This is a genomic window from Photobacterium sp. SP02 (genome assembly GCF_038519165.1).
In the GTDB taxonomy this organism is placed as follows: Bacteria; Pseudomonadota; Gammaproteobacteria; order Enterobacterales; family Vibrionaceae; genus Photobacterium; species Photobacterium halotolerans.
Map to the genome: position 1 here is coordinate 22,967 of NZ_JASJOJ010000019.1, position 14,967 is coordinate 37,933.

Genomic DNA, 14,967 nt, shown 5'->3' on the forward strand with positions numbered 1-14,967 from the left:
ACACGGTTATTATCAGCAACTGACGGCGGACCGGTTACACGTCCAGGTTCGCATTCAGGGCATTCTCTTCAATGAACTGGCGACGCGGTTCAACATGATCGCCCATCAGGGTAGTGAACAGCTCATCGGCTGCCACTGCATCGTTGATAGTCACCTGCATCATGCGGCGCGAGTTCGGATCCATAGTGGTTTCCCACAGCTGATCCGGGTTCATCTCACCCAGACCTTTGTAACGCTGACGGCTCAGACCACGGGTCGAATCTTTAATCAGCCACTCCAGTGCTGTCTTAAAGCTGTCAACCGGCTGCTTGCGCTCTCCGCGCTGGACATAGGCTGTCTCTTCCAGCAGATCGCACAGTGCTTCAGACAAGTCAGCCAGCTTGGCGTACTCTTTCGAATGCAGCAGATCGTAGCTCAGCGGATACTGGTAGTCGACACCATGGGTACGCACCACAATCTTAGGCAGCCAGGCGTTGTGTTCCGGGTCCTGGAACACTTCATAACCGTAGTGGCTTTCACCGGTTTGCTTGCTGTTCAGGGCATCCACCACCCCTTTGACCCAGGCTTCCACCTGCGACTGATCCGCCAGTTGCGCTTCACCCAGACGCGGCTGGTAGGTCAGCTCATTGAGCAGCAGTGTCGGGTAACGACGGCTCATCCGCTCGATCAGTTTCACCGCACCATTGTATTGCTTAACCAAGGTTTCCAGCGCCAGACCGGAAATGGCCGGTGCACTGTCGCTGGTGAACAGCGAGGCATTTTCCAGTGCCAGGGCCACCTGGAACTGGTTCATGTCTTCATCGTCTTTGATGTACTGCTCTTGCTTGCCTTTCTTCACTTTGTACAGTGGCGGCTGAGCAATATAGATGTGACCACGCTCGATCAGCTCAGGCATCTGACGGTAGAAGAAAGTCAGCAGCAGCGTACGGATGTGCGAACCATCGACGTCGGCATCTGTCATGATGATGATACTGTGGTAACGCAGTTTGTCCGGGTTGTACTCGTCGCGGCCGATACCGCAGCCCATGGCCGTGATCAGCGTGGCCACTTCCTGTGACGACAGCATTTTGTCGAAACGGGCTTTTTCTACGTTGAGGATCTTACCTTTCAGCGGCAGAATCGCCTGATTCTTACGGTTTCGGCCCTGCTTGGCGGAACCACCGGCCGAGTCACCCTCCACTATGTAGAGTTCAGACAGTGCCGGGTCTTTTTCCTGGCAGTCGGCCAGTTTGCCCGGCAGGCCGGCTAAATCGAGTGCGCCTTTACGGCGGGTCATTTCGCGGGCACGACGCGCCGCTTCACGGGCACGGGAGGCGTCAATAATCTTGCCGCAGACAATCTTGGCGTCAGCCGGGTTTTCCAGCAGGTACTCGCTCAGCTTCTCACCCATGGCCGATTCAACCGCAGGTTTCACTTCGCTTGAGACCAGCTTATCTTTGGTCTGGCTGGAGAATTTAGGGTCCGGCACTTTGACCGACACCACAGCGGTCAGGCCTTCACGGGCATCGTCACCTGAGGTCGCCACTTTGGCTTTCTTGGTGTAGCCCTCGGCATCCATGAAATTGTTCAGGGTACGGGTCAACGCACCACGGAAACCGGCCAGGTGGCTACCACCATCGCGTTGCGGGATGTTGTTGGTAAAGCAGTAAATGTTTTCCTGGAAGCTGTCGTTCCACTGCATCGCCACTTCAACAGAAATACCGTCTTCACGCTCAAACGCAAAGTGGAACGCTTTCGGATGGATCGGCGTTTTATTGCGGTTAAGGTGCTCAACGAACGCACGGATACCGCCTTCATACATAAAGTGGTCTTGCTTGCCGTCGCGCTCATCGCTCAGCTTGATAGAGACACCAGAGTTCAGGAAAGACAGTTCGCGCAGACGCTTGGCCAGAATCTCATAGTGGAAAGTGGTGTCGGTGAAGATAGTGTCGCTCGGCCAGAAGCGGATCCGGGTACCGGTGCGATCCGAGTCGCCCACTACACCCAGCGGTGCCTGAGGTTCACCCAGGTGATAAATCTGTTGGTGAATATGACCGTGGCGATGAATCGTCAGTTCCAGTTTGTCAGACAGGGCGTTCACAACCGACACACCTACCCCGTGCAGACCGCCGGACACTTTATAGGAGTTATCGTCGAACTTACCGCCGGCGTGCAGGACTGTCATGATAACTTCAGCGGCGGACACCCCTTCTTCCGGGTGCATGTCTGTCGGGATACCACGACCATCATCGCTGACAGAGACCGAGCCATCCTCATGAATCGTGACTACGATATCTTCACAGTGACCAGCAAGAGCTTCGTCGATAGAGTTATCGACGACCTCAAAAACCATGTGGTGCAAACCTGTACCGTCATCCGTATCGCCGATGTACATACCCGGACGCTTACGTACCGCATCAAGACCCTTTAATACCTTGATACTTGATGAATCGTAATTGTTGGACATTGAGTTACTCTCGCTTTAATTATCTTGCGGTTATTTTACCCTGTTCGACATGAAACATCTTGCCCTTTTCGGCCTTCATATCGCCCAGTTGCTCCTCGCTGATGGCACTGATGACCACCTGAGCCTGAGTATCGTGTAATCCCTTTGCCAGCAGGGCGCGTTTGCTGCTGTCGAGCTCTGAGGCAAAGTCGTCTATCAGGTAAAGGCACTGCTTGCCTGTTGCCTGACGAAGCTGCTGACCCTGTGCCAATCGCAGCGCACACATCAATAATTTCAGCTGGCCGCGGGACAGGACATCGTCCACAGGCATAGCCGACACCTTAAGCCGCAGATCCGCTTTATTGGGGCCGCTGACGGTATAACCGAGCTGCAGATCGCGCTCAAAGTTGGCGGCCAGCAGCTCGCTGTAAGGGGTCGTTTTTTCCCAGCCACGGTAGTAGCCGAGCTGAATCTCGTATTCCGGCAGAAAATCGCCACAGAAGGCGGTGGCCTGCTCGCGCAGGGCATCAATGTAATCACGGCGCCAGCCGTCAATCACTTCCGCCAGTTGGGCCAGTTCCTGGTCCCAGTAGCTGAGTTCCCGGTAGCTGCGCGCGGTTTTCAGCAGCGCATTGCGCTGTCTGGTCAGCCGTTTTACCCGGCTCCAGGCCTGATAAAAACGCGGTTCCACGTGAAACACCCCCCAGTCGATAAACGCACGACGGAATTTGGGGCCGCCGACCATCAGCTCAAAACCTTCCGGGGTGATCAGCTGCAGCGGCAGAATCTGCGCCAGCTGGGCCACTTTCTGGCCCGTCTGACCGGCTATTTTAACCTGAGTCGTACCATCCCGCTGCTTTCTGATCCCCAGCGGTCGCTCCAGATCACCTTTCAGTGCACTGTCCGCATGCACCCGGCCATGCAGTACCAGTTCATCCTGACCATGACGGATAATCCGGCTGGTCAGGTGGCTGCGAAAGGAGCGGCCATGGCCGAGAAAATAGATGGCTTCCAGCAAACTGGTTTTACCGCTGCCATTGGCACCGACCAGAAAATTGAAACCCTCCGAGAAGGTGAGATCACAAGCCTCAAGATTACGAAAATCTTTAACAATGAATCGCGTTAACGCCATAGGTTACAGCCGGATCGGCATCACCACGTACAGCGCATCACTGTCAGCGACATCTTCAATCAGGGTACTGGCTGTTGCGTCCGTCATCGAAATCCGCACCTGATCGCACTTCAGGGTATTGAGCACATCCAGGATGTAGCTGACATTAAAGCCAATCTCCAGCTCGTCGCCCTGGAAATCGACATCCAGCACTTCTTCCGCTTCTTCCTGCTCCGGGTTGTTGGCAGTGATCCGCATTTCATTGTTGATCAGATTCACGCGCACGCCGCGGAATTTCTCATTCGATAAAATGGCGGCGCGGGAAAAGGCCTGGCGCAGCTCCTCACAGCTGGCTTGCAGAAACTTGCTGCTGTTTTGCGGCAACACCCGGCGATAATCCGGGAAACGGCCATCAACCAGCTTGGAAGTGAAGATAAAATTGTTGACCACAGCCCGCAGGTTCGACTGGCCAATCTGCAGCACGACCTCGGCATCCGGGCTGTCTAACAGACGCATTAACTCCATCACCCCTTTACGCGGCAGGATAATTTGTTTGCCCGGCATGTCAGTCTCGGTAGCGACGGTGCAGACCGCCATCCGGTGTCCGTCGGTCGCCACCGAGCGCAGCTGTTTGCCATCGGTTTCCATCAGCATACCGTTCAGGTAGTAACGCACATCCTGATTGGCCATGGAAAACTGGGTACTTTCGATCAACTGGCGTAACTGGCCCTGCGCCAAATGCAGTTCGACATCGCTTTGCCAGTCTTCAATATTGGGAAAGTCGCTGGCCGGCAAAGTCGTCAGTGAGTAACGACTACGGCCAGAGCGCAGCAGCAGCCTGTCACCCTGCAATTCAATCTTGAGCTGCGCACTGTCTGGCAGTCCGCGGCAGATATCGAGAAATTTGCGGGCCGGTACAGTGGTCGCCCCCGGTTCCCAGTCGCCGTCCAGGGCCAGATTGGCCACCAGCTCCACTTCCAGATCGGTCGCGGTCAGAGACAGCTTGCCCGCTTCTACCTGCAGTAACAGGTTGCCGAGGATAGGCAGCGCCGGACGGCCACCCAGTGCACCGTTTACCTGCTGCAGAGGTTTAATGAGATGTTCTCGTTCAACGGAAAATTTCATATTACGACGACAATGTCCTGATCAGGTTAGAGTAATCTTCTTTAATATCATGGCTTTCTTCACGCAACTGTTCGATTTTACGACAGGCGTGGAGCACAGTGGTATGGTCGCGGCCGCCAAACGCATCACCGATTTCCGGCAAGCTGTGGTTGGTCAGCTCTTTGGCCAGCGCCATCGCCATCTGACGAGGGCGGGCCACCGAACGGGAACGGCGCTTGGAGAGCATATCAGCCATCTTGATTTTATAGTACTCGGCCACTGTCTTTTGAATGTTATCAATAGTGACCAGCTTTTCCTGCAGCGCCAGCAAGTCGCGCAGCGCTTCGCGGACAAAATCAATCGTAATCGCCCGGCCGGTAAAGTTGGCGTTGGCAATCACCCGGTTCAGCGCCCCTTCCAGCTCACGCACGTTCGAGCGCAGACGCTTGGCAATAAAGAAGGCCACTTCATCGGCCAGACGAATATTGTGGTCTTCGGCCTTTTTCATCAGGATAGCCACCCGGGTTTCCAGCTCCGGCGGCTCAATCGCCACTGTCAGCCCCCAGCCAAAGCGGGATTTCAGGCGATCTTCCACCCCGCTGATTTCACGCGGGTAGCGGTCTGAGGTCAGGATGATCTGTTGGTTCCCTTCCAGCAAGGCATTGAAGGTGTGGAAAAATTCTTCCTGCGAGCGCTCTTTATTGGCAAAGAACTGAATATCATCGATCAGCAGGGCATCGACGCTGCGGTAGTAGCGCTTAAATTCTTCAATCGCATTGTTCTGCAGGGCTTTGACCATGTCCTGAACAAAACGCTCGGAGTGCATGTAGACCACTTTGGCGTTCGGTTTGCGATCAGCAATGGCGTTACCCACAGCATGCAGCAAGTGGGTTTTACCCAGGCCGGTGCCGCCATAAAGAAACAGCGGGTTGTACGCCGCCCCCGGGTTATCCGCCACCTGGCGGCAGGCAGCCAGCCCGAGCTGGTTCGATTTACCTTCGACAAAATTGTTGAAGTTATGTTTCGGGTTCACATTGGAGCGGTAACCCTTTTGCGATTCCGGCTGGACCGGCGACGGTGCAGGTTCCCAGGTCGGTGACGGCGGATCGATTTTATCCCCGCTCACCACAGCAGCGGGCTGGGGCGGCGGCACAGTCACAGGTTTGCTGCCCACTTCAAACCGCAGCATTGGGGTATCGGCACCGCAGAATTCATTTAACAGGCGGTTGATACTATTGAGGTACTTATCCCGTACCCAGTCCAACACAAAGCGGTTCGGGGCGAACAAGGTCAAGGTGTTGTCGTTTAACTCGGCCTGTAGCGGACGAACCCACATGCTGAATTCCGTGGCAGGGAGTTCTTCCTGAAGGCGTTGAAGGCACTGCAGCCAAAGCGAAGATGACAAGTTCGACTCCACATTGAATAACGAAAATACGAAAAGGGACGCAATTTTATACCTGCTGGCTTAGGATCTCCAGCAAAGAGATCCCAGATCCAGTGAATAAGATCTAAGTTATTCACACAGATCCCACAACCAAGGGCCAGATCAGCACAGTTTAGCCTAGCCTTACCCACAGTTATTTGCACAATCAACAGGATCTTGAGGATAAAAACAGCAGATTGCCGGTCAAGACGCTATGATTTTATACCTTATATAAGCGGTATCCGCTTTTACCGGCACAAAGTTTTCCGCTGTGCGAGTAATAGCCCCTATAGTTATTACAAATAACTTTTGGTTATTTAAGCATTGTTCTTACTGACAAGTAGGATGATAGGAATCACCCTACAAAAACAACATCATCTCAGGAGTAGACAGATGAAAAACTGGGTTAAAGCTTCATTAACCGCGCTTACACTTGGTCTGAGCGTCAGCCAGGCAGCCATTGCTGCTACTGACGTTAAAGTCGGCATGTCTGGCCGCTACTTCCCGTTCACTTTCGTAAAACAAGATCAGCTGCAGGGTTTTGAAGTCGATCTGTGGAATGAAATCGGTAAACGCAACGATTACAAAGTGGAATTTGTTACGGCTAACTTCTCCGGTCTGTTTGGCTTACTGGAAACCGGCCGTATCGACACCATTTCCAACCAGATCACTATTACCGATGAGCGTAAAGCCAAATACGTCTTCAGCGACCCTTATGTGATTGACGGGGCGCAACTGGTGGTCCGTAAAGGCAATGAAAGCATCAAGGGCACGGACGATCTGAACGGCAAAACCGTGGGCGTGAACCTGGGCTCTAACTACGAGCAACTGCTGCGTGGCCTGGATAATGCCGACGAGATTACGATCAAAACCTATGACACAGGTATTGAACACGATGTCGCGCTGGGCCGTACTGACGCCTTCGTGATGGACCGTTTGTCTTCTGTTGAACTGATCAATAAAGCAGGCTTGCCGCTGCAGCTGGCGGGAGCGACTTTCGAGCGCATCGAAAATGCATGGCCTTTCCAGAATAACGAAAAAGGCCAGCAGCTGCGTGACCAGGTCAACCAAGCGCTGAACGCCATGCGTGAAGACGGCACACTGACCGAAATCTCACAAAAATGGTTCGGTACTGACATTACCCGCTAATTGACAGTAATTAATCCTGCCATTTCAGGTCACCATCCTTATACTAATACGTAATATCAAGACTCACCTTTAAGGTGGGTCTTGTCACTTTCGTTATCAATACTCCACGGAACACGCATCCATATGGGCTTCGATTTTGAATACATGCTGTCGCTCATGCCTATTTTGCTCAAATACCTGGGCACAACCATGGGCATGGCGGTATGGGGACTGGTTTTTGCGCTGGTGATCTCTGTCACCCTGGCCTTGGTTCGGGTCTATCGGTTACCCGTACTGGATCAGCTCAGTCAGATCTATATCAGCTTCTTTCGCGGCACCCCTTTGCTGGTACAACTGTTTTTGCTCTATTACGGCTTGCCGCAGATCTTTCCGCCGCTGGTCGGCCTGGATGCCTTCAGTGCGGCCGTGATAGGACTCAGCCTGCACTTTGCCGCCTATATGGCGGAAAGTATCCGCGCCGCCATTATCGGTGTCGACCACAGCCAGCGCGAAGCCAGCCTGTCTATCGGGATGACTGAAATGCAGGCCATGCGCCGCATCATACTGCCGCAGGCGACCCGGGTCGCCCTGCCGTCACTGATGAACTACTTTATTGACATGATCAAATCCACCTCGCTGGCATTTACCTTAGGGGTCGCCGAGATCATGGCCAAGGCGCAGATGGAAGCCTCCTCCAGTTTCAAATTCTTCGAAGCATTCCTGGCCGTCGCCCTGATTTACTGGGGAATCGTGGTGGTGCTGACCCGGGTGCAAAACTGGGCAGAGGTGAAACTTAACAGGGCATACGTACGATGATTGAACTGCATAACTTAAGTAAACGCTTTGGCGACAACACCATTTTCTCGGGGATTGATCTGTCGATCAGTCAGGGCGAAATCGTGGTGATCATCGGCCCGTCCGGCACCGGGAAGTCCACCCTGCTGCGCTGTATCAATTTTCTCGAACACGCCAACACTGGCCATATGACCATAGACGGCATCCATGTTGAAGCCCCGGTGGCGACCAAAAAAGACATGCTGGCCATTCGGCGTAAAACCGGCTTCGTGTTCCAGAACTATGCCCTGTTCGCCCATATGACGGCCCGCCAGAACATCGCCGAAGGTCTGATCACAGTCAAAGGCTGGGATAAGCAGGCCGCCAACGACAAAGCCCAGCAAATTCTCGATGACATCGGGCTGGGCGACAAAGGGGACAGCTACCCGGCAGCCCTGTCCGGCGGCCAGCAGCAACGGGTCGGTATCGGCCGGGCCATGGCGCTGGAAGCCGAGCTGCTGTTATTTGATGAGCCGACCTCCGCGCTGGACCCGGAATGGGTCGGCGAAGTGCTTAACCTGATGAAAATGCTGGCGACACGTAACCAGACTATGCTGGTGGTAACCCATGAAATGCAGTTTGCCCGGGAAGTGGCCGATCGGGTGATCTTCATGGCCGACGGCGAGTTTGTCGAACAGGGATCTCCGCAGGCGATCTTCAACCATGCACAGGATCCGCGCCTGAAAAAATTCCTGCGCCAGGTCGGGATCCAGTAAGGATCCTTGCACTCCGCCCAACAAAACGTATAATTCAGCGCCCGGGTGCATCCTGACAAAAACAGGATAAAAACCGACCCACAGGCAGGGGGTAAAGATTGACTCCGAGCGGGTCAGTGATTACAATTCCGCCTCTTTGTGGACGTAATGGGTTTTTTGAAGCCCTTCCAGGGGTCCTTCGGGCAACCGGTTAACACAAAAACTTAAAACTGATCAGTAATTTTAAGGTAAAACCATGAAACGCACTTTTCAACCTTCAGTTCTAAAGCGCAAGCGTACTCACGGCTTCCGTGCACGCATGGCAACTAAGAACGGTCGCGCTGTAATCAATGCACGTCGCGCCAAAGGCCGCAAGCGTCTGTCTAAGTAATCATTGCGATTATTTTGACTAAGTACGCTTTTTCTCGGGAGTTACGTCTGTTAACTCCCGAAGATTATAAACATGTCTTCCAGCAAGCTCACAGTGCTGGCTCTCCTCACTTCACCATTCTGGCCCGCAACAACGACCTGAACCATCCACGGCTCGGTCTGGCAGTCCCTAAAAAACAAATCAAAACCGCGGTAGGCCGCAATCGGTTTAAACGCCTGGCACGGGAACGCTTCCGTCTCAAGCAACATGATCTGCCTGCGAAAGACTTTGTGGTGATTGCTAAAAAAAGTGCCAGTGAAATGAGCAACGCCGATCTGTGTAAGTTGCTTGATAAGCTATGGCATCGCCTGTCTCGCCCCTCGCGTGGCTAGTCGTAGGACTAGTCCGCTTTTACCAACTGGCAATCAGCCCGCTGATCGGGCCGCGTTGTCGTTTCACCCCGACCTGCTCCCAGTATGCGATTGAAGCACTAAAAACTCACGGGGCAATAAAAGGTTGTTGGTTCACGGCGAAACGTCTATTAAGATGTCACCCTTTGCACAACGGTGGCTACGACCCCGTTCCGCCAACCCAGGATAACGACAGAGAACATTAACGATGGATTCCCAACGCAATATTCTGTTAATTGCCCTGCTGTTCGTGTCTTTTCTGCTGTTTCAACAGTGGAATACCGACACCAGCACGCAACCTCAGAACCAGACAGCTGCGCAAAGCGCGACGACCCAGGGCGATGTCCCGTCACACAGTGGCGAGAGTCAGACGATCCCAGGGCCTAGCAGTTCCGACAAGCTGATCCACATCCGCACCGATGTGCTGGATCTGACTGTTGATACTCTGGGTGGTGACATAGTTGAAGCCAGACTGCTGGCCTACGACAACGAACTGGACTCCAGCGATCCCTTCGTGCTGCTGAAAAACGAACCGGCGCACCAGTACATTGCCCAGTCGGGTCTGATCGGTGCCAACGGTATCGACTCGACCGCCGGCCGCGCGCAACTGACGGCAGCAGCCACTGACTTTGTACTGGCCGATGGTCAGGACGAACTCAAAGTGCCGCTGACCTACAGCAAAGACGGTATCGAGTACACCAAAACCTTCACCCTGACCCGTGACAGTTACGCGGTGGACGTCTCCTATACCATCAACAACCAGTCTGACGCGCCTGCCACAGTGCAGATGTACGCGCAGCTGAAACAAACCCTGCTGGATGACGGCGGCAGCCTGACCATGCCGACTTACCGCGGTGGTGCTTACTCGGCTGATGACGAGAAATACAAAAAGTACAGCTTTGACGACATGGCCGATAAAAACCTCAACCTGAGCATGGAACAGGGTTGGGCGGCGATGATGCAGCATTACTTTGTCTCGGCGTGGATCCCGCGCACCGCAGACACCAGCAACCTGTTCTCCCGCACCAGCCAGGGCCAGGGTTACATTGGTGTCCGCCTGCCAAGTGCCACAGTGGCACCGGGTGCAGAGCAGACGCTGACAGCGACCTTGTGGTCAGGTCCTAAGCTGCAGGACAAGCTGGAAGCAACGGCTCCGAACCTGAATCTGACCGCTGATTACGGCTGGTTATGGTTCATCGCCAGCCCGCTGCACAAGCTGCTGTCGATTATCCATGATTTCGTGGCTAACTGGGGTATTGCCATCATCATCCTGACGTTTATCGTCCGTGGTGTGATGTTCCCGCTGACCAAAGCCCAATACACCTCCATGGCCAAAATGCGCATGCTGCAGCCAAAACTGCAGGCGATGCGTGAGCGCTTCGGCGACGACCGCCAGCGCATGAGCCAGGAAATGATGGAGATGTACAAGAAAGAGAAAGTGAACCCGCTGGGTGGCTGCCTGCCGTTAATCCTGCAGATGCCAATCTTCATCGCCCTGTACTGGGCACTGATGGAATCAGTGGAACTGCGTCACGCTCCTTTCTTCGGCTGGATCCATGACCTGTCAGCGCAGGACCCGTACTACGTGCTGCCGATTCTGATGGGTGTCACTATGTTCCTGATCCAGAAGATGAGCCCGACCACAGTAACCGATCCTATGCAGCAGAAGATCATGACCTTCATGCCTGTGCTGTTCACCGGTTTCTTCCTGTTCTTCCCGGCAGGTCTGGTACTCTACTGGCTGGTGTCGAATATCGTCACCCTGATTCAGCAGTACATCATCTTCAAACAACTGGAGAAGAAAGGCCTGCACAGCAAAAAAGCGTAAGCCTGCTTCTGAGATGAAAGATGACAAGGCGGCCTGTATGGCCGCCTTTTTGTTGCCCGCTCGCAGAGTTGGCTATCCTGATCAACACTGATTACAATAGCGCCCACGCTCAAAGACGAAAGCTATCATGATGACTCAGACAACCGACACTATCGTCGCTCAGGCCACCCCTCCGGGCCGTGGCGGAGTCGGCATTATCCGCGTATCCGGTCCGCTGGCCGGCCAGGTGGCCGAAGCCGTAACCGGACGCAGCCTCAAGCCACGTTACGCCGAATACCTGCCCTTTCGGGCCGCAGACGGCACAGCACTCGATCAGGGCATCGCCCTGTATTTCCCGAATCCGAATTCTTTCACCGGTGAAGATGTGCTGGAATTGCAGGGTCACGGTGGTCCGGTGCTGATGGACATGCTGATCAAACGCATCCTGCAGATTGAAGGGGTACGCCCTGCCCGTCCGGGCGAGTTTTCCGAGCGGGCCTTCATGAACGACAAGCTGGATCTGGCGCAGGCCGAGGCCATTGCCGATCTGATTGATGCCAGCAGTGAAGAAGCCGCCAAGAGTGCCTTCCAGTCGCTGCAGGGCGCCTTTTCCCAGCGCGTCAATGCGCTGGTGGAAGCCCTGATCCATCTGCGTATCTATGTGGAAGCTGCGATTGATTTCCCGGAAGAAGAAATTGATTTTCTCAGTGACGGCAAAGTCAGCGCCGATCTGGATACTGTGATGGCAGAACTCAATGCGGTGCGCCGTGAAGCCAATCAGGGCGCCATCATGCGCGAAGGGATGAAAGTGGTGATTGCCGGCCGCCCGAATGCCGGTAAATCCAGCCTGCTCAATGCCCTGTCCGGTAAAGACAGCGCCATTGTCACCGACATCGCCGGCACCACCCGTGACGTGCTGCGCGAGCACATCCACATTGATGGCATGCCGCTGCACATCATAGATACCGCCGGCCTGCGCGATGCCAGCGACGAAGTCGAACGTATCGGGATTGAACGGGCCTGGGACGAAATTCAACAGGCTGACCGGGTGCTGTTCATGGTGGATGCCACCACCACAGATGCCACCGACCCGGCAGAGATCTGGCCCGACTTTATCGAACGGCTGCCTGATTCCATGGGCCTGACCGTGATCCGCAACAAAGCGGAGCTGACCGGAGAACCGACCGGCATCTGCCATGTCAACCAGCCGACCCTGATCCGGCTGTCGGCCCGGACGGGTGACGGCGTGGAAGCCCTGCGCGATCACCTCAAAGCCTGCATGGGCTTTGCCGGGACCACGGAAGGGGGCTTCATGGCCCGCCGTCGCCACCTGGATGCACTGGAACGAGCCGCCATGCACCTGGAGACAGGAAAATCGCAGCTGGAAGGCTACATGGCCGGTGAAATCCTGGCCGAAGAACTGCGCCTGGCGCAGCAGCACCTGAGCGAAATCACCGGCGAATTTACCTCCGATGATCTACTGGGCCGCATCTTTACCTCCTTCTGTATCGGGAAGTAAAAGAGTAAAACGCATCAAACCAAATCAAAACAACATTATGATTTTAAAATAATTTTGTTTTACTTGGTGGGAAGTGATTTGAAGGGTTTTGTCGATTCTTGCGCCACGTGTGCGCCACAGATAAATTCTGGCGCACATATGGCGCACAAGATGAGAAAAACCTATGAAAATCAGCATACATAAACGAGATCCAGATAAAAATGGCCTGCGAGCTATCAGGCTTGTTTACTATTATGGATCAAAGACCTCGGAAGACGGCTCAAGAGCTCAAAAACGCTCATACGAGACGTTAAATCTATTCCTCTACAACAAGCCAAAAAACGCAGTTGAGCGCGAGCACAATAAAACCACATTGCAAAAAGCTGAGGCCATTCGTGCCAAGCGTCTACTGGAAATGGAATCAGCCAAACACGGCTTGGATGATCGCACTAAACTCAATGCCAGCTTCTTTGACTACTTCGATCAAATAGCTGCAAGCAAAGCATCCGGTAGTAAATCCAATTACTCAATTTGGGTTTCAGCGGGCATCCATCTCCACCGTTATCATTGCCATACAGAACTCACGTTTGAACAGGTAGATAAATACTTTTTGGAAGGATTCCGCCATTACTTGCAGCATGAGGCAATAACAAAATCAGATACCAGCCTCTCCAGAAATACCGCCTGTAGCTACTTCAATAAAATCCGAGCTGCACTCAACCAAGCGCAACGAGACCGAATCATCAGAGATAACCCTGTTGAACAAGTCAAATCCATCAAAGCAGAAAGGACTCAGCGCACTTATCTCACTCTGGATGAGGTAAAGGCCCTTACCAAGGCAGAATGCCGTTACGATGTACTCCGGAGAGCATTTCTGTTCTCCTGCACGACAGGACTACGCTGGTCAGACATTCATAAACTGGTGTGGGGTGAAATTGAACTGTTTGCCCAGGGCCACTACCGCATCATTTTTTCCCAGAAAAAGCTCAAAAACTCGGGCAATGGCCTGCAATATCTCGACTTACCGGATTCAGCAGTACGTTTACTCAACTTGGAAAACAGGGGAAAACCGACAGAACGGGTTTTTAAAGGCTTACGTTACGACAGCTATAGCAACGTAGCGCTAGTGCAGTGGGCTATACGTGCCGGGATAACCAAACACGTGACCTTTCATGCTGGACGACACACCTTTGCAGTAAACCAACTGGCCCGTGGCCTGGACATCTATTCCCTTTCCAGATTGCTTGGCCATAGCGAACTCAGAACAACAGAAATCTACGCAGATATTCTGGAAACCCGCCGCACAGAAGCCATGCGGACCTTCCCTGATATCTTTGATGAGTCATCAGACTAAGAGCATTATTACTACCAAACGACTACATTTTACAACGAAAAGGGCACCTCGACAGTGCCCTCCATCAACCACGTAAGATCGTTAGTTTTTACAGCCGTTCTTATCACATGTGATTTTCTCGTGGGAATTAACCCAGTGATCAGCATTTTTCTTCGTATCAGTGCCGCAGCCAGTGGTGCCGCCTTTAGCACCGCTGTGTACAACACCTGTTGGAGTATGTTTAACAGACATATTGACCGTCCCTAGCTAATGATTTGTTTTTAAAAGCGTATTCGCACGCTCATTAAGACTTAGTCATTAAAGCCTGAGCTGTCAATTCGACGAGTAACCGTTACATGTCACAGTTAAAGAACGTGACATGTAACGTATCTAACCATTCCTATTTATTTTCAAAAGGTTAAGCCTCAACCTAATATCTCCGACCATACAATTTTCGGTTAGCAACTAGATGATCAGCAGCGGCTTTATCAATCTCATCAGAAGACGCCACACGATTACTCTGCAACCAAGCCAAGATATCTGCTCGCCTGAAGAACACCCGATTGCCATTGGGTTTGAAGAATGGGATCTTGCGTTCATGGGTCAACCGGTACAAAGTGCTTTTCTTTAACCCCGTCAGCTCAGCACATTCCTCAACGGTGAGGATTTCCTTTGTTGTGTCTGGACGTTGCTCGTTTTTGATATGATCGGTAATCAGTTTTTTAAGCAATGACATATCCATCAGCATGCGCTGAAGCATCTCTTTTTCAGTCATGTTGATACTCCTTTACCTCAAAATCGAACAGGGAAATATGGGAAAGTGGGATAT

Annotated in this window: 15 protein-coding genes; 9 read left to right on the plus strand and 6 right to left on the minus strand. The window is 53.1% G+C overall.

Annotated elements, in window-relative coordinates; all coding sequences use genetic code 11:
- Window positions 1–34: 34 nt before the first annotated feature.
- From gyrB to dnaA, 4 genes are read right to left on the minus strand one after another with little or no spacing between them, the layout of a single operon-like run.
- Window positions 35–2,446, minus strand: a complete 2,412-nt coding sequence (gene gyrB, locus P0Y67_RS10355; protein WP_342391802.1) for a DNA topoisomerase (ATP-hydrolyzing) subunit B — start codon at window positions 2,444–2,446, stop codon at window positions 35–37.
- Between the two features lie 19 nt (window positions 2,447–2,465).
- The gene (recF, locus tag P0Y67_RS10360; RefSeq protein ID WP_342391803.1) at window positions 2,466–3,557 is read right to left on the minus strand and encodes a DNA replication/repair protein RecF; all 1,092 of its coding nucleotides are present in this window, start codon (window positions 3,555–3,557) and stop codon (window positions 2,466–2,468) included.
- A gap of 3 nt (window positions 3,558–3,560) precedes the next feature.
- Window positions 3,561–4,661: a DNA polymerase III subunit beta gene (gene dnaN, locus P0Y67_RS10365; RefSeq protein ID WP_342391804.1), complete on the minus strand. Its 1,101-nt coding sequence runs from the start codon at window positions 4,659–4,661 to the stop codon at window positions 3,561–3,563.
- A gap of 1 nt (window position 4,662) precedes the next feature.
- Window positions 4,663–6,045 (minus strand): chromosomal replication initiator protein DnaA, encoded by a 1,383-nt coding sequence (dnaA, locus tag P0Y67_RS10370; protein ID WP_120513843.1) that lies wholly within the window; start codon window positions 6,043–6,045, stop codon window positions 4,663–4,665.
- 411 nt (window positions 6,046–6,456) lie between these two features.
- On the opposite strand from dnaA, the gene P0Y67_RS10375 reads away from it, so the two are divergent.
- The 9 genes from P0Y67_RS10375 to P0Y67_RS10415 all read left to right on the plus strand — a co-directional run bounded on the left by P0Y67_RS10375 (window position 6,457) and on the right by P0Y67_RS10415 (window position 14,159).
- Window positions 6,457–7,212, plus strand: coding sequence for an amino acid ABC transporter substrate-binding protein (locus P0Y67_RS10375; RefSeq protein WP_342391805.1), 756 nt, complete (start codon window positions 6,457–6,459; stop codon window positions 7,210–7,212).
- A 123-nt stretch (window positions 7,213–7,335) separates the two neighbouring features.
- Window positions 7,336–8,007, plus strand: coding sequence for an amino acid ABC transporter permease (locus tag P0Y67_RS10380; RefSeq protein ID WP_337112465.1), 672 nt, complete (start codon window positions 7,336–7,338; stop codon window positions 8,005–8,007).
- Window positions 8,004–8,741, plus strand: a complete 738-nt coding sequence (locus P0Y67_RS10385; RefSeq protein WP_342391806.1) for an amino acid ABC transporter ATP-binding protein — start codon at window positions 8,004–8,006, stop codon at window positions 8,739–8,741. The genes P0Y67_RS10380 and P0Y67_RS10385 overlap by 4 nt, the downstream gene beginning before the upstream one ends.
- Before the next feature lie 235 nt (window positions 8,742–8,976).
- The gene (rpmH, locus tag P0Y67_RS10390) at window positions 8,977–9,111 is read left to right on the plus strand and encodes a 50S ribosomal protein L34 (RefSeq protein ID WP_081669218.1); all 135 of its coding nucleotides are present in this window, start codon (window positions 8,977–8,979) and stop codon (window positions 9,109–9,111) included.
- A gap of 14 nt (window positions 9,112–9,125) precedes the next feature.
- Entirely contained in the window at window positions 9,126–9,482 is a 357-nt protein-coding gene (rnpA, locus tag P0Y67_RS10395; protein ID WP_027251744.1) for a ribonuclease P protein component, read from the plus strand.
- The gene (gene yidD, locus P0Y67_RS10400; RefSeq protein WP_342391807.1) at window positions 9,449–9,706 is read left to right on the plus strand and encodes a membrane protein insertion efficiency factor YidD; all 258 of its coding nucleotides are present in this window, start codon (window positions 9,449–9,451) and stop codon (window positions 9,704–9,706) included. The genes rnpA and yidD overlap by 34 nt, the downstream gene beginning before the upstream one ends.
- A gap of 2 nt (window positions 9,707–9,708) precedes the next feature.
- On the plus strand, window positions 9,709–11,328 hold the full coding sequence (gene yidC, locus P0Y67_RS10405) for a membrane protein insertase YidC (protein ID WP_342391808.1): 1,620 nt from the start codon (window positions 9,709–9,711) through the stop codon (window positions 11,326–11,328).
- A gap of 130 nt (window positions 11,329–11,458) precedes the next feature.
- Window positions 11,459–12,826, plus strand: a complete 1,368-nt coding sequence (mnmE, locus tag P0Y67_RS10410) for a tRNA uridine-5-carboxymethylaminomethyl(34) synthesis GTPase MnmE (RefSeq protein WP_342391834.1) — start codon at window positions 11,459–11,461, stop codon at window positions 12,824–12,826.
- A gap of 163 nt (window positions 12,827–12,989) precedes the next feature.
- Window positions 12,990–14,159, plus strand: coding sequence for a site-specific integrase (locus P0Y67_RS10415; RefSeq protein ID WP_342391809.1), 1,170 nt, complete (start codon window positions 12,990–12,992; stop codon window positions 14,157–14,159).
- Between the two features lie 81 nt (window positions 14,160–14,240).
- Here the strand turns inward: P0Y67_RS10415 and P0Y67_RS10420 are convergent, their stop codons facing one another.
- Window positions 14,241–14,390: a hypothetical protein gene (locus P0Y67_RS10420; RefSeq protein ID WP_014611895.1), complete on the minus strand. Its 150-nt coding sequence runs from the start codon at window positions 14,388–14,390 to the stop codon at window positions 14,241–14,243.
- A gap of 178 nt (window positions 14,391–14,568) precedes the next feature.
- On the minus strand, window positions 14,569–14,913 hold the full coding sequence (locus P0Y67_RS10425) for a helix-turn-helix transcriptional regulator (RefSeq protein ID WP_000136520.1): 345 nt from the start codon (window positions 14,911–14,913) through the stop codon (window positions 14,569–14,571).
- Window positions 14,914–14,967: the final 54 nt, after the last annotated feature.